Below are 19,762 nucleotides of genomic sequence, written 5' to 3'. Positions count from 1 at the left end.
ATTCACGCCTTCGTCGCGCTTTGAAGTGGGAGCGCCTTAAAGCCAAACACAAAGAAAATCCGGACTCAGTGAAGCGTCCGGATTCTCCCTTTGCCCTTAATGAGAACAAACATGATGCAAGTTAGCCAGCACCTTCCATCACACCTAAACGGGTACCGCCCACAATGCCAAATGTATAAGCATAATATAACTCTCAGTATGCTGTACCAATAGCATAGATTGCATCAATACTGCAACCATAAAGTGCATTTTAGCTACTTGATACATTCATAAGGTACAATGACCACTGATATCTCAAGCTGTCGACTTTATCAGCGCTCAACCAGAGATAAGTAAAAGTATGATGTTTCAGGAATTTTGTATGAACGATTAAGCATTTTCGTCTTGCGCCTGTCCCCAATTTGGGATTCATTTCGTTCGCAGATCATTTGCAAACAAACAAAAAGAACCGTTCTTGCAGGCGGTCAAATGGGGACATCAATGAAGAATCTCGATGTGATGGACAGGAGCATTCTGTCTGCGCTTCAGGAAAATGGCCGACTGACCAACACTGAACTTTCTGATCGTATCAATCTTTCGCAAACAGCAACTGCTGAGCGCGTCAAACGCTTGACCCGCGAAGGCTATATTCTGGGCTACTCGGCACATCTATCGCCAAAAATGCTCGATCGTTCAATGCTGGTTTTCATTGAAATCAAGCTGGACCGCACCACGCCGGAGGTGTTTGAGACGTTCTCCACGTTCACGCGCGGCAATCCAGATATTCTGGAATGCCATATGGTTGCAGGCGGCTTCGACTATCTGATCAAGGCCCGCGTCACTGATATGGACCACTACCGGCGCTTTTTGTCAGAAGCCCTGCTTTCCCTTCCCGGCGTGCGTGAATCCCACACCTATGCTGTGATGGAAGAGGTCAAGGAAACATCGCATATCGCAGTTTAATTCGATCTTCATTTTGTTGAACACGAGTCACAATTTTTAAAATTCATTTCGGCATATTGCCAAAGACATAATGCGGGTATATACCCGTATTATGTCTCATTCCTGTATTTGCATAGATCTGCGTCAGGCAGCCCGAAAAACTTCAGCCATTTATGATGAAGCATTGGCTCCGCTTGGCATCAGCGTGGCGCAGTTCAGCCTGCTGCGAAAAATCTCCCGCGCATCTACGATCTCACTCACCGAACTGGCACGCATCGCTGAGCTGGACCGCTCGACCATGGGGCGGAATGCAAAAGTGTTGCAAAAAATGGGTTTGATTGAACCCGCCACCAGCAATGACCATCGCGAGACAAGCGTCGCTCTCACCAGTGAAGGACACAGACTGGTCGAGCTGGGCGGACCATTGTGGGATCAGGCCCAAAATGAAATTGAAGCGCGACTTGGTCACAAGGGTGTCGAGCAATTGCTGGCACTTCTTGGTGCTTTGTAGCGGTTGTAGCGCACCCCGAAAAGTGTGAAGCGGTTTTCGGAACAAGATGCGCGTTGAACGAGTGAATGCAATTTGACTGAAAACAATGACTGAAGCCCGCCCCAACTTTAGTTAAGTGGACGGTTTCGTCTTCCAATATGTGGCTGGTCGAAATCCAGCCGAAACAGAGAGTTCCGAAGATGATCTCAGCTCGCCTAGCCAGTTTTCTAGCGCAACGAAACATCCACTATGGATGGGTTGTCGCTGGCGTCACCTTTCTGACCATGCTGGCGACTGCCGCCGCCATGGGCTCGGCTGGCATATTGATCGAGCCGCTCCAAAGTGAGTTCGGCTGGACCAATGCGAATATCTCTTTCGCAATGGCATTGCGGCTTGTGCTGTTCGGATTGATGGGACCATTTGCGGCCGCTTTCATGAACCAGTTTGGCCTGCGCCGTGTGGTCATGGCAGCGCTTATCATGATTTCTTTTGGGCTCGTTGGCTCAATCTTCATGACCGAGCAATGGCAGATGGTGGCACTATGGGGCGTGGTCATCGGCCTTGGAACGGGCATGACCGCACTTGTCCTTGGCGCTACCGTTGCTGCGCGCTGGTTTGAAAAGCGTCGCGGTCTGGTCGTCGGCATGATGACTGCCAGCAATGCAACAGGTCAGCTTATTTTCATGCCAATTCTGGCAAGTGTCAGCCAGAATATCGGCTGGCGTTCATCACTGATCATTGTCATTTCATTCCTGCTAGCAGCCCTCGTGCTGGTGCTGATATTAATGCGTGATAAGCCTTCAGACATTGGTCTCAAGCCCTATGGCCGTACGGCACCAATGCCCGCACCCGAGCCAAAGAAACAGTTCGGCGCCATGCTTCTGTCTCCCTTGGTGACATTGCGTGAAGCATCCTCGACAACCACGTTCTGGGTCTTGTTTCTCACATTCTTCGTCTGCGGCTTTTCCACAAACGGTCTGATCCAGACCCACTGGATTGCCCTTTGTGGCGACTACGGCATTGTGCCTGTGGGCGCGGCTGGGATTCTCGCGGTGATCGGTGCTTTCGATCTGATCGGCACAATTGCATCTGGCTGGCTTACCGACCGCTACGACAATCGCTGGCTCTTGTTCTGGTTCTATGCGCTACGCGGCCTCTCGCTGATCTATCTGACCTTCACTGACTTCTCGATCTATGAACTCGCTCTCTTCGCCGTTTTCTATGGTCTTGATTGGGTTGCGACCGTTCCGCCAACGGTGAAACTTGCAGCCGAACAATTTGGCCCGGAAAAAGCCGGCATGGTCTTTGGTTGGGTCTTCACCGGCCATCAGGTGGGAGCAGCAGCGGCAGCGGCCTTTGCAGGTTTCGTTCGCACCGACTACGACAGCTACACACCTGCGCTTATTCTGGCCGGAGCCATGTGTTTTGCAGCCGCTGCAATGGTATTCCTGATCAATCGGCCCAAGTTGCAGGCAGCTTTCCAAGCATCATGATCTTGACTTGCGGCTCTTTTTGTTCAGCGCCAAAACACCGACGCTGATCAGAAGGGCCGCAAGAGTATCAGTTAGACCGGGCACTTCGCCCAACAACAAAAGCCCAAGCACCAGCGTCACAACCGGAATAAGCGCTGACAGTGCAGCCCCTGCCGCCGTACCCAACAGAACCACGGCACGGTTGAACGCAAAGATGCCAAAGGCCGACGTCAAAACGCCCTGATAGAAACCTTGCAGAACAATGTCGTTCCACGAAGTTTCACCAATCCCCTTTTGAAGAAACAGTATGTAGATCGGCAAAAATACAATCGCTGATGCGACCGAAGAAATCGCGGCCGCATGCAGGCCATCCATGTTCTTTTTGCGAAACACCATCACATAAAGCGACCAAACGAGAGCAGCGGCAAAAAACGCGATATGCCCCATCATCTCCGCGCCGCCAAATTGCGAGAAGCCTGCAATCAATGCACTGCCCAGCAGGATCAAGCCAACTCCTGCCCAGCGCACAGGCACCAGTCGTTCATGCAGTAGAAACACGCCGAAGATCGCAACCATTGCCGTCATCAATCCCGGAATAAGCGCTGCTGCATGGGACGCTGGCGCATATTGCAGACCAAAGGCCGTTAACAATGCATAGGGGAAACCAGCGCCTGCAACCAAAAGCACAAAGCCCAGCGCGCCCAATTGCCGAAAGCCAAAGCCTTTCGCCAGCACCACCGGCAGAAGAACAAGCCCCGCAACACCAAATCGCAAAGCGATAATATCAGACGGCAATAAAGCCGTTTGAAACCCAAAGCGGGTCAAAACAAATGACCCGGACCAGACGAGGACGCCCGAAAGCCCCCATATCAGTCCTCTGATTGTATCGGACTTGGCTGCTGAATTTATCGTTTCGCTTGTGGCGACCATATGCTTTGAACTCTGATTCATAAAACTGTCTGGCGACCATCGCAGAAAACTGCCGTGTCAGCGCCACGGATAAATCAGATATGAGATATTAGTTTTTCTTATCCCGCCTTTTGCCTTCGCTTGAATGCGAGATCACAAAAGCTTTCGATCAGTGAGCGAACGGGACTATCCGCCCGCGACACGATATAAACCGTGCGAAAAGCTGGCGGATCAAAACGACAAATGCGCAGATCATGCAGATCAGCACCCGGCAAACTGATCTCTGAAATCAATGTCAAACCAGTGCCATGGCGCACCATTTCAAGAACAGTCGCAATGTCACGCGTTTTCACCTGCTCACTGCGCGCGCCACTATTTTCATGAATAACGCGGTCGATAATCAACTCACATCCCGCAGCGGCGAGTAATTTCCTGTCACGAAGCTGAGCCGGGGCAAGGGTTGCCTGCTGCATAAGCGGATCATCACGCCGCCCTATAACGACCAATTCTTCTTCGCCAATGGCTTGTGCCTGCAATTCTTCAATCGGTAATGATGTGATGCCAAGATCAGCAATACCGTCTTTGACCCATTGGCTCACATCATCATGTCCGCCTTCAAAGGCACTGAACTCTACATAGGGATAAAGCCGGGAAAATGCTTTGCGCAATTCCGGCAACACATGCTCAAGCTGACTTGGAATGGCCGCAATGCGCAAGCGCTCTTGTCCGCCACTTGTCTTGCTTCGCGCCTGACTCTCGATGCGCTCAACAGCGGAAAGTGCTGCGCGCGCATCATCAAGAATAGATTGCCCAAAGGCAGTCAAAACCGCACCATCGCGTTTGCGTGCCAGCACGGCAATTCCGAGTATTTTTTCTAGCGTTGCGATCGCCTGACTGGCTCCTGATTGCGTCAACCGCAACCGACGACCAGCAGCACCCACGCTGCGCGTTTCAGCCACTGCTTCCAACAATCGCAATTGAACCAGACTGATTTTCATCTTCGCTTACCCTGCGTTTAATCGCGCAACAACGCATCACCCCAATCAGCACGACGCGCCCAACGGAAAAGCTCGCCATCCCGCTTGGTCAAAAGCCCCTCTTCCGCAGAGCCATCATCCTTGCAAAGTTTGATGGTGACCTTGCCGCCACCGACACGCGTTGGCGCGATAACCCGCGCTGACGCCGCAAGCGATGGATCGCGTGTTGCCGCAAGATAAATGAATTTCTCGTCTTCCCACGGCACTTCGGCATCCTTAGTCAAACGATGAATCCGCGACCGCGCAACACGACGCGAAAAATGACACCAATCCGGTGCCGCTATCGGACAATCCAGCTGATGGGTGCAAGGGGCTGCGATATGCGCGCCTTGTTCTAAAAGCACAGCACGTGCATCGAGAATACGCTGCCAGCCAGCCGGTGTTCCCGGTTCCACAATCACGAACAAATGTTGCGCAGAAGCCCAGAGCTTTTCAACCAGCGTCTTGCGGTCAAGCGGTGCCAGTTCATCCAGCACATAAGCAATCGTCACCAGATCAGCCTGCGGAAGATCCGGCTTTTCTTTAATCAGATCTGCCGCCCGCCATTCGGTTTGAAGACCGATATCTGTCGCAAGTTTGCTTCCCACAGCGCGGATTGCCGGGCTTGCTTCAATCATTGTGGCAGATTGCAGATCCGGCCAACAATCGCGTGCAGCCCAAAGTGCCGTTCCCGGCCCACATCCCACATCCAGCATCGTCTGAGGCACAAATTCCGGGCACACCTCCGAAACACTCTCTAAGCTTGCACGCACCGCGGCATAAGTCGCAGGAAGGCGTGCCGCCAGATAGGCCTTGGCCGCCAGATCGTCAGAAATATGCAAACGCCCATCGCGCGTTTCCGCACGATAGCGCCGCGACAGCAGATCAGATGCGCGCTTGAGGTCGGCCAGAGCCACACCTTCGAGCGCAGCATCCACGGCCTGTCGCAAGAGTGATGGTAGTTCCATTAAGGTTTAGCGCTCCAGAACCTGCTTCACGTCGACCAGATTGGAACGCACACGCAGAATGTAAAAGCCCATAGTCGTTAGATGCGATGGCGTAAACCATGCATCCGGGCTACCGTTGGAAACTATGAATGGCTGCATATCGAGCGCCGAGCGCAACTGCCGCTCCATTTCGTCCCATACGCCATCCAGATGCTTTTCTGCCAACACACCACGGAAATCCGAATGTGCAGCACGCAGGATGCCGTAATAAGCATAGAGCTGGCCATAGGCAAACCAGAAGCGATCATCAGCACGCGTATCAAACCAACCGGCATGATAATTCTCGGCGCGGTCCTTAAGGATTGCCGAGGTCGAACCCAGATCGCTCGCAATACGGTCAACAAGCTGGATCAGATTATCAGCGCGTGCATCAAAGGTAACCTGACAGGTCTGTAGACGTGTGTTGAACGAACGCAAATCCTTGATCGCCGAACGGTAATAGCTTGGTGTTGGCGTCTTAGGGCCAAACGGGCTCAAGCCAAAATACCAGGAATCTTCCGCAAACTGCAGATTTCCACGCGCCTTCTGCAGATCGCTATCAATCTGCGATGTGCCACGCAGACGGCCAATATTGTCCACCAACTCGATAGCGGTACGACGTACCGCAGCATTGATGCCACGCTGGAACGAAGCCTTATTATCGAGAAATGGTGTGCGGTCCCAGTCAATGCCAAAGAAACCAAGCTTATAAAGCAGCATGGAGGAAATCCACGCATTCTGGTTCACGTTGAAATCGGTAAGATCAGCGGCCACTTCGGCAACGGCAGATGGCGAACATTTGCGCGCAGTCGATGGAATTTGCGCTGCCTGCATCGGCTGCGTGTCGACTGGAGTTTCAGATGTAGTTTCGCTATCGCCGGTGGTCGGTGTAGTATCCGTCCCACTTGGCGTAGGTGTCGAAGGTGCTGGCGTTGCGGCCAATGGCGCAGGTGTCGTCTGCAACTCTTCACCCGGCGTCACAGCCGTTTGGTAGCTATATTTGGCCGGATAGTCGGGATCGAAGTTTGTCCAGACCTGCGTTTGCCAGATAAAATAGACGTAAAGACCACCAAATCCGATAACGAAAACCGCAACAGCGACTTTCCACAAATTTCCGAGCTTCAGAAAAAGCCGCCATAAAGCACCGAGCGGAACAGCAATTAATCGCGCCAATGCTGCGATAAATCGGCCAAGGAAGGAGAAAACGCCCCGAACTGCATTCCACACTGTCTAAAATCCTTCCTGTTGCCTGCAATCACAGGCTCTCTGGCACTTTTATCCAACCAGCAATGTCGCATATGAAATGCAACATATCACCAGCCACTAAACACGAACGCTTGTCTCGTTCTTCAAATAGAGTGTGGCTGGCTTTTCGACAACCATCGAGCAGCATCTCATGCCAATTATCGAAGCTTTTCGCGTTGCGAGGGTTGAAACGAAACAAGCCGTGGGTAACATGGCACCACTTCGCCCTGCTTCGGCCAGAACGCTTTCTGCGCCGAACTTTTGTCTGACGGCCCAGAAAAACGAGTACAACACCCCCTAAAGTCGCAATCAGAAATATTTTCGCCGCAATGGTACTTGATCGGCGAAATCTTTGGTGTTTGCTAAACGCTGGAACCGGAACAATAATCAATTCGACAAAGGGGCCCGGTTAGAGCGCATCCCAAAAGGTGTGAAACGGTTTTTGGATAAGATGCGCGTAAAACAAATAATGAGGGCGCCGGTCTGATTTAATCAGATCGAAAGCGCTCAAATGGAGAGAGAAATGAAGTCCACATCAACGCCTTCAATGAAACGCGTCTTGAATATGCTGGCGGTCACAACAGCAATCTTTGCCATTCCAGCAGCCGCCAGCGCTGCCGAGGCGGAAAGCTGCTCAACCATTCGCTTCTCCGATGTGGGCTGGACCGACATCACGTCGACCACGGCTGTAGCAACCGAGGTTCTCAAGGGTCTTGGCTATAAGACCGACATCAAGGTTCTCTCCGTGCCAGTGACCTATGCGTCGCTGAGCAAGAAAGACATTGATGTTTTCCTTGGCTACTGGAACCCGTCAATGAGTGCCGATCTCAAGCCTTATCTGGATGATAAGAGCGTTGAGACGCTGCGCACCAATCTGACGGGCGCGAAATACACGCTCGCCGTACCAAAATACGCTTACGACGAAGGCCTTAAAGACTTTAAAGACATCGCAACCTTCAAAGACAAACTCGGCGGCAAGATTTACGGCATTGAGCCAGGCAATGACGGCAACCGCCTGATCCTCGACATGATCACCAAAGATGCCTTTGGCCTCAAATCTTTTGAACTGGCAGAATCGTCGGAACAAGGAATGCTGGCGCAGGTCGCACGCAGCATTAAGAGCAAAGATCCGGTCGTCTTCCTCGCATGGGAGCCACATCCGATGAACAAGCGCTTTGAAATCGCTTATCTCACAGGCGGCGATGATTTCTTCGGCCCGAACCTTGGTGGCGCGACCGTCGAAACCAATATCCGCGCTGGCTACGCGCAAGAATGTCCGAATGTCGGCAAGTTCCTGACCAATCTTGAATTCCAGCTTGAAATGGAAAACGAGATCATGGGAAAGATTCTCGATGACGGCGAAGAACCAGCCAAAGCTGCAACCGCTTGGTTGAAGGCAAACCCTGCCGTTCTCGATAAATGGCTTGACGGCGTGACCACGCTCGACGGCAAGGAAGGTCTGCCAGCTGTCAAGGCAGAACTCGGCCTGTAATCTTCACATTAAGGGCCGCGGGCAACCGCGGCCAAATCATTTGCACACCATGAAAACGAAAAAGCACGCAGCAGGAGACAGAATCGTTGAACTGGCTGACGGACTATAAAATTCCGGTCGGACCTACCGCAAAATCGGTGGTCGACTGGCTTACCGACAATATGAGCGGCTTTTTCGACGCGTTGGCGGCTGTGATGCAGTGGCTTATCGATGGCTTGCTGTTTCTGTTGCAGCTTCCCCATCCGTTGATCCTCATCGCCATTTTTTCTGTTATCGCATGGTTCATACAGCGCCGCATTTCCGTGGTGATCCTCACGATTATAGGCTTTTTGTTCATCATCAATCAGGGCTATTGGGATGCAACGCTCAAGACGCTGACGCTGGTGCTTTCGGCTTGCTTTCTTTGCATGGCAATCGGCGTTCCGCTCGGTATCGCCGCAGCACATCGCCCAAAGCTCTATGCCGTCATGCGCCCCATTCTCGACCTGATGCAGACGCTGCCAACCTTCGTCTATCTCATTCCGGCAATCGTCTTCTTTGGCATTGGCATGGTACCGGGTCTCCTTGCCACGGCGATTTTTGTGCTGCCTGCGCCGGTGCGACTGACACATCTTGGCATCTCATCAACACCGTCATCGCTGATCGAAGCCGGTGAAGCCTTCGGCGCATCCCGTCGTCAGCTTCTCTGGAAAATCGAGCTGCCCTACGCCATGCCGCAAATTCTGGCAGGCCTGACACAGACAATCATGCTGTCGCTCTCCATGGTGGTGATTGCAGCACTTGTGGGTGCAGACGGCCTTGGTGTGCCAGTGGTTCGCGCACTCAACTCGGTCAATACATCGCTTGGTTTTGAGTCGGGCTTCGTCATCGTCGTGGTCGCCATCATACTCGACCGCATCTTCCGCGCTTCACGCGGCAAGTAGGAGATAAAGTCATGACGATCATTTCTGTAGAAGACGTCAGCATCATATTCGGCAAGAATGTGGATAGCGCGCTGGACTTAGCTGATCGCGGTGCTTCGCGCTCGGAAATTCAGGCCGAAACTGATCTGGTGCTGGGCGTGCACGACTGCTCGCTCAATATTCAGGAAGGCGAGATTCTCGTCTTGATGGGCCTGTCCGGATCGGGAAAATCGACCCTTCTACGCGCTATTAATCGGCTTAATCCTATTTCACGCGGTCGGGTTCTTATCCGCGATGGCGAACGCACAATTGACGTCGGCAATGCTGACCGCAAAACACTGCGACACCTGAGGACCGAACTCGTCTCGATGGTCTTCCAGCAATTTGGCCTTCTGCCTTGGCGTTCAGTCGAAGAAAACGTCGCCTTCGGCCTCGAAATTTCCGGCATGAGCAAGCAGGAACGTCTCAACCACGCACGCGACCAACTCGAACTGGTCGGCCTGAAAGAATGGTCTAAGCGTAAGGTGGGCGAGCTTTCCGGCGGTATGCAGCAACGCGTTGGCCTCGCTCGCGCCTTTGCAACCGGCGCACCCATTCTGTTGATGGATGAGCCTTTCTCGGCGCTTGATCCGCTGATCCGCACACGCTTGCAAGATGAACTTTTAGCGTTTCAGTCACGACTTAAGAAAACGATTGTGTTCGTTAGCCACGATCTTGATGAAGCCATGAAAATCGGCAATCGCATCGCGATCATGGAAGGCGGACGCATTGTGCAATGTGGAACACCGCAAGACATTCTGCTCAACCCAGCGGATCGATATGTTGCAGATTTTGTCGCGCATATGAACCCGCTTGGCGTCTTGCAGGCTGGAGACATCATGACTCCGTTTGACCGCAATGCAGCCCCTCGCCCGTTTGCGGCAACGACACGAAAAGAAACACTTGTTCGGGAACTGATGAAATCAGTTGCTGATAGCAGCGGCGATGTGGGTATTGTTGAGAACGGCGCTATTATCGGTAAAATCAATTCCGATGACATTGTTCGCGCGCTCTCCTGGCATCAGCAGCGCGGACAGCATTAGAACCCAATTTTCAAAACAAAAACGCCGCCTTAAGAAGGCGGCGTTTTTCATTTCTAGCAGAACCCAGCTTTACGCCTGAGCAGCCTGACGTGCAGCCGCACGTGCTTCTACACGAGCGCGGATTGCATCAACATCCGCACGCGGCGTCGCAGCAAACAGCTTCTTGGTATAGTCGTGCTGCGGGTTGTTAAACACCTCTTCACGCGTGCCATATTCGACCACTTCGCCAAAATACATCACCATCACTTCATCAGCGATGTAACGTACGACCGAGAGGTCGTGGCTGATGAACACGTAAGTCAGACCAAATTCTTCCTGCAAATCAGAAAGAATATTGAGTACCTGTGCCTGCACCGAAAGATCAAGCGCCGAAACCGGCTCATCAAGAATGAGCAGTTTCGGATTGAGCATCAAAGCACGTGCAATCGCGATACGCTGACGCTGACCGCCAGAGAACATATGCGGGTAGCGATTGAAATGCTCTTTGCCAAGACCAACCTTGAGCAGCATTTCCATCGACTTTTCGCGACGCTCTTTGGCAGACATGTTGGTGTTGAGCAACAAAGGCTCAGCCAGAACATCACCGATCTTCTGGCGCGGATTAAGCGAGCCATAAGGGTTCTGGAACACGATCTGCACCTTCTGACGCATTTCGGCAGTCAGACCATCGCGGGCAATGTTCACATTCTCGCCGCCGATCATCAGATCGCCAGAAGTCTGTGGGTCGATCATGGTCAGGATGCGGGCAAGCGTTGACTTACCGCAACCCGATTCACCGACGATTGCCAGCGTCTTGCCTTTTTCAAGCTTGAAGCTCACGCCTTTGACGGCATGAACAACTTTTGGCTTGCCAAAAAGACCGCCACCAACATGGTAATCGCGCTTGATATCGCGCGCTTCGAGAACGATCTCGCTCATCACGCTTCTCCTGCGGCACTATTTGCCAAAACAAAGTCGGAAACAGTCGGCAGGCGATCACCCGTCGCATTTTCCGGCAAGGAGGAAAGCAATGCACGCGTGTAAGGATGCTTTGGCGCGGAAAACAACGACAACACGTCGGAGTCTTCCATCTTGTGACCCTTATACTGCACGATCACGCGATCAGCAGTTTCTGCCACAACACCCATATCATGGGTAATCATGATCAGACCCATGCCGTGCTCAACCTGAAGACGCATCAGCAGATCAAGAATCTGCTTCTGGATCGTCACGTCAAGCGCTGTTGTTGGTTCGTCAGCAATCAGCAGCTTTGGATTACACGCAATCGCAATCGCGATCATCACACGCTGACACTGGCCACCCGACATCTGATGCGGGAAGCTCGACAAGCGTTCTGCTGCATCACGAATACCAACCAGTTCAAGCAGCTCAATGGCGCGCGCACGGCTTGCAGCACCCTTAAGCCCCAGATGGCGCTTAAGCACTTCTTCAAGCTGATAGCCAACCGTGAAGCACGGATTAAGGCTTGCAACAGGCTCCTGAAAGATCATCGAAATATCGCGTCCGATAATCTTGCGGCGTTCCTTATCGGACATGCCTTTGAGGTCCTGCCCGTCAAAAGTCATGCTGTCGGCAGTCACAGTCGCGGTCTTGGGCAAAAGGCCCATGACAGCAAGCATACCCACCGATTTGCCAGAACCGGACTCGCCAACAATCGCCAGCACTTCGCCCTTATCGACCGAAATATCGATGCCATCAACGGCCTTGAATGGGCCGGTCGAGGTATCAAACGAAACCGTCAGGTTTTTGATTTCAAGCAAAGCCATCGATCAGCTCCTTTTCAGTTTCGGATCGAGCGCATCACGAAGACCGTCGCCGACCAGATTGATCGCAAGAACGGTGATTAGGATCGCAAGACCGGGGAAAGTCACAACCCACCATGCGCGCATGATGAACTCGCGAGCTTCGGCAAGCATTGTGCCCCATTCCGGTGTCGGCGGCTGCGCACCCATGCCAAGAAAGCCAAGCGCTGCAACGTCGAGAATAGCGTTGGAGAACGACATGGTTGCCTGAACGACGAGTGGCGCGAGGCAGTTTGGCAAAATGGTCTTGAACATCAGACGCAGTTTACTTGCACCGGCAAGCTTGGCTGCCGTCACATATTCACGCTCTTTTTCTGCCAAAACCGCTGCACGCGTCAAACGCGAGAAGTGTGGCAGCAGAACGAGTGTAATCGCAAGCACCGCATTGATGAGGCCCGGCCCGAGAATAGCCACCAGAACTAGCGCCAACAGCAGCGATGGGAACGCCAGAATAACGTCCATGATACGCATAAAGACAGTATCAACGCCACCACCAAAAAAGCCGGAGATGACACCAATCGTAATGCCAAGGCACATCGAGATGATAACGATCACGAAACCAACGAGCAGCGAATACTGCGCGCCATAGATGAGACGCGAAAGCATATCGCGACCGACCGCATCGGTTCCAAGCAGGAACTGCGTTGAACCGCCCTGTTCCCAGAAAGGAGGAGCCAACAGAAAATCGCGGAACTGTTCGGTTGGATTATGCGGAGCGATAACAGGTGCCAGAATAGCAACGATAACCAGCGCCAAAAATACGAAAAGACCAATAACAGCGCCGCGATTGACGCTGAAATAGAACCAGAAATCTTTCAAAGCCCGGAGTTTCCCGACTTCCATTGGAGCTTCCGGCTGAATTGCGGAGTGTGTCATGATACCCTCACTTGTGCCGGATACGCGGATTAATCAGGCCGTAAAGCAGATCGACGATCAAGTTTACGATCATGATGATGAACGCAATGATCAACAGTCCGCTCTGCACGACTGGGTAGTCGCGACGCGAAATCGAATCGAGCATCCATTTGCCGATACCAGGCCATGAGAAGATGGTTTCCGTCAGGATCGCACCTGCCATCAACACACCGACCTGAAGGCCAATGGTCGTGATAACCGGGATCATGGCATTGCGCAGCGCATGAAGACCGATAACGCGGCGAACCGGCAGGCCTTTTGCGCGAGCGGTACGCACATAATCCTCACCCAAAACTTCAAGCATCGCAGACCGTGTCTGACGCGCAATCACCGCAAGCGGAATTGTTGCAAGCACGATGGTCGGCAAAATGAGATGCGACACAGCCGATGTGAAGGCGCCCTTCTGACCCGACAAAACACTGTCGATCAGCATAAAGCCTGTAACCGGCGGGAAGTAATAGAGCAGTGATAGGCGACCCGAAACTGGCGTCCATTGCAGCGTGCCGGAGAAGAAAATGATAAGCAGCAAAGCCCACCAGAAAATCGGCATCGAATAGCCAACCAGCGAGATGCCCATCAGACCCTGATCGAACCACGAGCCGCGCTTGACAGCCGCGAGAACACCGGCAGGAATGCCCAGCAGGATCGCTACGATGATCGCACAGACAGCCAGTTCAATTGTTGCCGGAAACAGCGTGAAAAATTCTTCAATCACGGGCTTTTTCGTGACCAGAGACTGGCCGAAATCACCGTGCAGAAGGTTCCAGACATAATTGAGATATTGTTCCCATAACGGACGATCAAATCCGAGCTGAGCCAATAGCTGTGCATGGCGCTCGGGGCTGACGCCACGTTCACCTGCCATCAACAAGACAGGATCGCCCGGCAACACGCGGACGAAGGCGAAAGCCACAATCGTGATGCCGATAAAAGTCGGTATCAGATAAAGCAGTTTGTTTAAAACAAAACGGAACATACAAAAACTCCGACCGGGCGCGGAGGAAACCTCCACACCCGGCCGCTGGTGTTGTCAGATTTTACTCGGAAATATCAACTTCTTCGAAGCGATAATCACCAAGTGGGCTCTGTTTGAAGCCAGTTACCTTAGCGGACATCGGCACGAAAACAGTCGAGTGAGCGATGGTGTTCCAAGGAGCCTGTTCCTTGAAGATCACCTGTGCTTCTTCGTAAAGCTTCACGCGTTCGTCGTGGTTGGTCGTAACCTTTGCCTTCTGGATCAGGTCTTCAAATGGCTGGTAGCACCACTGAGCGCGGTTGTTGGAACCAACGCCGGCGCAACCAAGCAACGTGCCAAGGAAGTTGTCCGGATCACCATTGTCACCGGTCCAGCCAAGAATAACTGCGCCGTCACGGTCTTTTTCGCCGGACTTCTTGAGGTACTCACCCCATTCCATCGAAACGATTTCAGCCTTCACGCCAACTTTCGCAAGATCCGACTGCATAAGTTCAGCCGTACGACGTGCATTTGGCATGTAAGGGCGGCTAACAGGCATTGCCCAAAGCTTCATGCTCAGATCCTTGACACCAGCGGCTTCAAGAGCCTTCTTAGCGGCTTCTGGATCGTACTTGTCGTCTTCGATCTTGTCGTTGTAGCTCCACATTGTCGGTGGGATTGGGTTCTTAGCAACCTGTCCCTGACCCTGATAGACTGCGTCAACAATAGCCTGCTTGTTCACAGCCTGGTTCAGTGCCTTACGAACTTCAGGCTTGTCGTATGGAGCAACCATTGTGTTGTACGCGAAATAAGCAACGTTCAGACCAGCCTGCTCGTCAACCTTGAGGTTGGAATCGCCCTGAAGTTCCTGAATGTCAGCAGGTGCTGGGTAGGACATCAGGTGGCATTCGCCAGCCTTAAGCTTCTGCGCGCGAACAGCAGGATCGGTGGTGATTGCGAAAACAAGGTCATCGACCTTTGCCTTATCACCCCAATAGTCTGGGTTAGCCTTGAAGCGAACGACAGCGTCTTTCTGGTAAGCGACAAACTGGAAAGGACCTGTGCCAACCGGGAACTGGTTGAGGTCGCTCTGCTTGCCATCAGCTGCGAGCTTATCGGTGTATTCCTTGGAAATGATCGAAGCGAAAGGCATCGAGATATTTGCGAGGAAAGCAGCTTCAGGACGGGTCAGAATGAACTTGACGGTATTGTCGTCAACCTTCTGAATTTCCTTGATCAGAGTGCCCATTTCCATCGAATCGAAATATTCGTAGGTCACGCCAGACGTATATTCGTGCCAAGGATTTTCCTTGTTACCCATACGGTCATACGAGAAAATAACGTCGTCGGCGTTGAAATCGCGCGTTGGCGTGAACTGATCGCTGGAATGGAACTTTACGCCCTTACGCAGATGGAAAGTATATTCCTTACCATCTTCCGAAACTTCCCAGCTTTCAGCCAAGCCTGGTACAACTTCCGTTGTGCCGTTCTTAAATTCTGCAAGGCGATTGTAGACTGGATGCGCGGACGCATCGAACGTGTCACCGCCGGTATAGGCAGCAGGATCGAAGCCTTCAGGCGAAGCTGGCGAGCAATAGACAAAGGTCTTTGCCGATGCCGCACCGCTCATCAGAGCGACAACTGCCGTTGCCGCCAGAAGTGTTTTATAAAATTTCATTTAGTGCCCGCCTCCACGGAAATATTATTGCGCGCACCCTAAGCACGCAAGTGGCGCTTATCGAAACGTGTAGCACCCCACAATGCAAGCGATAATTTTAGAATCTTGTCGCATTCTCAACCGATTTTAGCCAAATAAATTAGATTCATATTTCTTAAGCATGCCGCTTTTTAGAAAATTGCGCTAAGCGGAGCTAATTTATAATATTTATTCGTCTCGGGGCATGCCTAATTTGAGAGCTCACAAACGCCAACACCATCACATAAGCTTGCCACCAACAGACCAGAATTGCCACAAGTCAATTAGCCCTAAATTTCTTTAGCGCGAAACATAGCGAAGAGGACCATCTGGATGCGGGCGGATAAGCCTCCACAGCCAAACCACGATAATTTGATTAGCAATCTACCGGGGTCTGCCAATATAGAATGAGATGAGACATAAGTGCTCAATAAATTTAATAATGAATTATATTCGAATATTAGAGCTTTTAAATTAAGGTTTTTCGATAGTGCCATAAATCTAAAACTGTTCAAAATGGGCTCCATCGGGTCCGATTTTATCCATTTCACCCGGTTAAAGGTGCACATTTCACGAGTTTACGGCTTTTTGCACTATTCTCGAACGGATTATCACCCCAGCTACGAGGCAGAACATGAGATAGAACGCTTATAATTTTGGGACAAATCTCTATAATTTTTTTGTCTATAATATAAGCAACGGCTTTTCAATTTCGTCATATAGTACTATTTTCGGAACGTCAGCCATATAAAATTGCTGGCAACTTTGTTAACCATATGCAGTCTTACGGGGGTATGACCGCGAATGACCATAGATAATAAATTTATTGATTTAGTAGACAATGCAGACCAGGTCGCTGATTTCTTATCAGCACTAGCTAATAATAAGAGGCTGCTAATTTTATGCAAACTATTACATAATGAAATGTCGGTAGGCGCTCTGGCAAAAGCTATTGACCTCAGTCAGTCAGCGCTTTCCCAGCACCTTGCGAAGTTACGTGCTCTCAATCTCGTATCGACGCGACGCGATGCACAAACGATTTATTACATCGTTTCGTCACCGCATATCGAACTGATGTTGTCGACGCTATCGAGTCTCTATATGAGTCCATCTCCGCGCCGACGCGAAATGGCAGCTGTGCTACATCAATAATTACAATCTCATGAGGCATAAGTCGTGCGATGAAGGAAACACAAGCCGGATCGCACGACTTTGTCGTCGAGATAACTGACGCTGATGATGCAAGGCTCGCAGCCTATAAAAACATCCGGGAGAAAGATCTGGTCGGCCGCCAACAGCGTTTTATCGCTGAGGGTAAGGTTGTCCTTAATGTTCTTTTTTCAGAATCTGCGCGCTTTGTTACGGAATCGCTTCTTATTCTCGAAAACCGTCTGAATGGCCTACAGGATCAGCTTGCACAACTGCCCGCGGGTGTAGAGGTCTATTCCGTACCGCAAGCCGTCATTGACGAGGTGACTGGATTTCATGTCCATCGCGGCATTCTGGCGGTCGGGCGTCGTAAGCCACAACCCGAACTGACGGATATGGTCAGTCAGTTGCCCGAAACTGCGCTCGTTGTGGTTTTGTGCGGCATTTCCAACCACGATAATGTCGGATCAATCTTCCGCAATGCAGCTGCTTTTGAAGCCGATTGCGTTTTGATGGACGAAACCTGCTGCGATCCTCTCTATCGAAAAGCCATACGCGTTTCGGTTGGCGCCACATTAAAGGTTCCATATTTTCACGGCTCCAATATCGAAACGATTGTGACGACGCTACAGGACGCCAAATTCAATATATTGGCGCTCAGCCCTTCATCAGCGTTGAATATCTATCAGGCGCCAAGCAACAATCGTCAGGCGCTGTTATTAGGCACTGAAGGCGAAGGGCTCCCCGCGCATCTGTTACGACAGCTCACAGGCGCTCGCATTCCAATGTCATCGCAATTTGACAGTCTCAATGTCGCTACCGCATCGGGCATTGCACTGTCGCGGTTTAGTAAGTTTAACTGAATACAAAAAAGCCTCCAGCAAATGCCGGAGGCTTTTATATTCTCTTTTACAAAATTGCCGTTAGGCAGCCGAAGCGCTGGCCGCACCAGTTACAAGGCGGCGAAGCATTTCTTCGGCGCGTGGTTCACGTTCCGAGCGAGCAATAAACCCACCGCCGAACACACGCGCCGTATTGCTGTCGTCAGAATAAAGCACGCAAGCTTGTCCGGGTGCGACGCCGCTTTCCCCGTCTACGAGCTCAACCCATGTCTTGCCATCAGCGTGATTCAGAACCGCAGGACGTGGTGGTCGCGTCGAGCGAATCTTAGCAAAGACTTCCAAGCCACCTTCCGGAAGTGCATCAAGCGCATGATCACCAAGCCAGTTCATGTCACGCAAGAATACCTTATGCGTTTCAAGCGCTTCGCGTGGGCCAACTATGACACGCGTATTGGCAGCATCCAGATGCACCACGTAAAGCGGATCGCCCGTTGCAACACCAATTCCGCGGCGCTGACCAACGGTATAGTGAACGATGCCTTCATGACGTCCAAGCACACGACCATCGATATGAACAATATCGCCCGGCGTCGCCGCTTCCGGCTTCAGCTTGGAAATGATGTCGGTATATTTGCCCTGCGGAACAAAACAGATGTCCTGACTGTCCTGCTTCTTCGCAACCGTCAGACCCATTTCTTCGGCAATCTCACGCACACGGGCTTTTGGCAGGTGACCAAGAGGGAAGCGCAGATAATCAACCTGATCCTGGGTAGTTGCGAACAGGAAGTAGCTCTGATCGCGATCAGAATCTTCCGGACGGAACATTGCACGATGGTCGCCATTCAAACCGCTGCGGATGTAGTGGCCAGTCGCCAATGCATCGGCACCGAGCTCACGCGCGGTCTGCAAGAGATCGGCAAACTTAACGGTCTGATTGCACGACACGCAAGGAATCGGTGTTTCACCGCTGACATAGGAATTTGCAAACGTATCGATCACAGCTTCGCGAAAACGCGCTTCATAATCGAGTACGTAATGAGGAATGCCTAGGCTTTCCGAAACGCGACGGGCATCTTCAATGTCCTGACCGGCACAGCATGAACCAGCGCGATGCACAGCCGCGCCATGATCATAAAGCTGCAGCGTTACGCCAACAACATCATAGCCTTCACGTTTGAGGATGCCGGCCACAACAGAAGAATCGACGCCACCCGACATGGCGACGACAACACGCGTGTCTTCCGGCTTTCCCGGCAGATCGAGGCTGTTCAGGCTCATGATAGAATCCAGCTTCCGGGCATAGGCCCTGCTTCTCAAAGTTTAGATTTGCGCCCTATATAGGTCACATGATGGGCATTTGCCAAGATGTCGCAGCAAAAACATCGCGTATTTTGCAGCAATTGCGCCACAATTTCGCGTGAGATTTTAAGAAAAATTACTGATGATCCGGGTTTTTTTTATGACTTTCTCTTCAAATAAGGCATTTTTTTGCAAGTGTTACCAGATAGTTACCAGCAGTTTAGGTAAATATTAAAAGCTGTCGGGTTACTGTTGGGTTCGATTAGGTCCTTGAGTGTTGTGTAGAGAGTACAATGGCCGATCTGACTAGACCGCGTATAAAGTATGTTATCGGTCCCGATGGCAGTCCGCTGACCATCGCCGACCTCCCCCCCGCCTCGACAAGGCGCTGGGTCATTCGCCGAAAGGCTGAAGTCGTCGCCGCTGTTCGCGGTGGGCTTCTCAGCCTTGAGGAGGCATGCCAGCGTTATACATTGACGGTGGAGGAATTTCTGGGCTGGCAATCCTCAATCGACGAGCATGGTCTCGCCGGTCTTAGGACGACCCGCATCCAGCAATATAGGCACTAGGCTCTTATTGTTTCTCTGAA

General features: G+C 51.8%; 19 protein-coding genes. 9 read left to right on the top strand and 10 right to left on the bottom strand.

Translation table 11 applies throughout. The features are described 5' to 3' along the window. The first annotated feature begins 480 nt into the window (after positions 1-480). From WH356_RS13090 to WH356_RS13080, 3 genes are all read left to right on the top strand, one after another. A complete protein-coding gene (locus tag WH356_RS13090; protein WP_339511468.1) occupies positions 481-942 on the top strand; it encodes an Lrp/AsnC ligand binding domain-containing protein in 462 nt (153 codons plus the stop codon). A gap of 91 nt (positions 943-1,033) precedes the next feature. Then, positions 1,034-1,432, top strand: a complete 399-nt coding sequence (locus WH356_RS13085) for a MarR family winged helix-turn-helix transcriptional regulator (RefSeq protein ID WP_339511466.1) — start codon at positions 1,034-1,036, stop codon at positions 1,430-1,432. 179 nt (positions 1,433-1,611) lie between these two features. Then, positions 1,612-2,904 (top strand): MFS transporter, encoded by a 1,293-nt coding sequence (locus tag WH356_RS13080; RefSeq protein WP_339511464.1) that lies wholly within the window; start codon positions 1,612-1,614, stop codon positions 2,902-2,904. On the opposite strand, the gene WH356_RS13075 is transcribed toward WH356_RS13080, so the two are convergent. The 4 genes from WH356_RS13075 to WH356_RS13060 form a co-directional block, all read right to left on the bottom strand. Further along, positions 2,899-3,834 carry a DMT family transporter gene (locus WH356_RS13075; protein ID WP_339511462.1) on the bottom strand — a complete coding sequence of 312 codons (936 nt, stop codon included), beginning with the start codon at positions 3,832-3,834 and terminating at the stop codon, positions 2,899-2,901. The two genes, WH356_RS13080 and WH356_RS13075, sit on opposite strands and share 6 nt — an antisense overlap. Positions 3,835-3,911: 77 nt before the next feature. After that, positions 3,912-4,790, bottom strand: a complete 879-nt coding sequence (locus WH356_RS13070) for a LysR family transcriptional regulator (RefSeq protein ID WP_339511460.1) — start codon at positions 4,788-4,790, stop codon at positions 3,912-3,914. Positions 4,791-4,807: 17 nt separating this feature from the next. Beyond that, entirely contained in the window at positions 4,808-5,776 is a 969-nt protein-coding gene (locus WH356_RS13065) for a small ribosomal subunit Rsm22 family protein (protein WP_339511459.1), read from the bottom strand. A 6-nt stretch (positions 5,777-5,782) separates the two neighbouring features. Next, positions 5,783-7,021, bottom strand: coding sequence for a DUF2333 family protein (locus WH356_RS13060; RefSeq protein ID WP_339511458.1), 1,239 nt, complete (start codon positions 7,019-7,021; stop codon positions 5,783-5,785). Between the two features lie 541 nt (positions 7,022-7,562). On the opposite strand from WH356_RS13060, the gene WH356_RS13055 reads away from it, so the two are divergent. From WH356_RS13055 to choV, 3 genes are all read left to right on the top strand, one after another. Beyond that, on the top strand, positions 7,563-8,531 hold the full coding sequence (locus WH356_RS13055) for a choline ABC transporter substrate-binding protein (RefSeq protein ID WP_421565841.1): 969 nt from the start codon (positions 7,563-7,565) through the stop codon (positions 8,529-8,531). Between the two features lie 86 nt (positions 8,532-8,617). Further along, positions 8,618-9,454 (top strand): choline ABC transporter permease subunit, encoded by an 837-nt coding sequence (gene choW, locus WH356_RS13050; protein ID WP_339511456.1) that lies wholly within the window; start codon positions 8,618-8,620, stop codon positions 9,452-9,454. 11 nt (positions 9,455-9,465) lie between these two features. Then, a complete protein-coding gene (gene choV, locus WH356_RS13045) occupies positions 9,466-10,515 on the top strand; it encodes a choline ABC transporter ATP-binding protein (RefSeq protein WP_339511454.1) in 1,050 nt (349 codons plus the stop codon). 69 nt (positions 10,516-10,584) lie between these two features. Here the strand turns inward: choV and WH356_RS13040 are convergent, their stop codons facing one another. From WH356_RS13040 to WH356_RS13020, 5 genes are all read right to left on the bottom strand, one after another. Further along, complete coding sequence (locus WH356_RS13040; RefSeq protein WP_339511452.1) at positions 10,585-11,433, bottom strand: dipeptide ABC transporter ATP-binding protein; 849 nt, start codon at positions 11,431-11,433, stop codon at positions 10,585-10,587. Next, entirely contained in the window at positions 11,433-12,281 is an 849-nt protein-coding gene (locus WH356_RS13035; protein WP_250038731.1) for an ABC transporter ATP-binding protein, read from the bottom strand. Before WH356_RS13035 ends, WH356_RS13040 begins: the two co-directional genes overlap by 1 nt. Positions 12,282-12,284: 3 nt before the next feature. Then, the gene (locus WH356_RS13030) at positions 12,285-13,193 is read right to left on the bottom strand and encodes an ABC transporter permease subunit (protein WP_339511449.1); all 909 of its coding nucleotides are present in this window, start codon (positions 13,191-13,193) and stop codon (positions 12,285-12,287) included. A 7-nt stretch (positions 13,194-13,200) separates the two neighbouring features. Then, on the bottom strand, positions 13,201-14,208 hold the full coding sequence (locus tag WH356_RS13025) for an ABC transporter permease subunit (protein ID WP_339511446.1): 1,008 nt from the start codon (positions 14,206-14,208) through the stop codon (positions 13,201-13,203). Between the two features lie 61 nt (positions 14,209-14,269). Next, positions 14,270-15,865 carry an ABC transporter substrate-binding protein gene (locus WH356_RS13020; RefSeq protein ID WP_339511444.1) on the bottom strand — a complete coding sequence of 532 codons (1,596 nt, stop codon included), beginning with the start codon at positions 15,863-15,865 and terminating at the stop codon, positions 14,270-14,272. Between the two features lie 822 nt (positions 15,866-16,687). Between WH356_RS13020 and WH356_RS13015 the strand changes: the two genes are divergently transcribed. After that, entirely contained in the window at positions 16,688-17,035 is a 348-nt protein-coding gene (locus tag WH356_RS13015; protein ID WP_310009699.1) for an ArsR/SmtB family transcription factor, read from the top strand. A gap of 29 nt (positions 17,036-17,064) precedes the next feature. After that, entirely contained in the window at positions 17,065-17,895 is an 831-nt protein-coding gene (locus WH356_RS13010; protein ID WP_339511440.1) for a TrmH family RNA methyltransferase, read from the top strand. A 60-nt stretch (positions 17,896-17,955) separates the two neighbouring features. Here the strand turns inward: WH356_RS13010 and mnmA are convergent, their stop codons facing one another. Next, complete coding sequence (gene mnmA / locus WH356_RS13005) at positions 17,956-19,152, bottom strand: tRNA 2-thiouridine(34) synthase MnmA (RefSeq protein WP_339511438.1); 1,197 nt, start codon at positions 19,150-19,152, stop codon at positions 17,956-17,958. 314 nt (positions 19,153-19,466) lie between these two features. On the opposite strand from mnmA, the gene sciP reads away from it, so the two are divergent. Continuing rightward, the gene (gene sciP, locus WH356_RS13000) at positions 19,467-19,742 is read left to right on the top strand and encodes a CtrA inhibitor SciP (protein WP_250038723.1); all 276 of its coding nucleotides are present in this window, start codon (positions 19,467-19,469) and stop codon (positions 19,740-19,742) included. Positions 19,743-19,762 lie beyond the last annotated feature (20 nt).

Origin of the sequence: Ochrobactrum sp. MYb379 (assembly GCF_037479515.1) — a bacterium.
Classification (GTDB): Bacteria; Pseudomonadota; Alphaproteobacteria; order Rhizobiales; family Rhizobiaceae; genus Brucella.
Note: the sequence above shows the minus strand (reverse complement) of the source record. Positions and strands in the feature narration are given on the sequence as shown.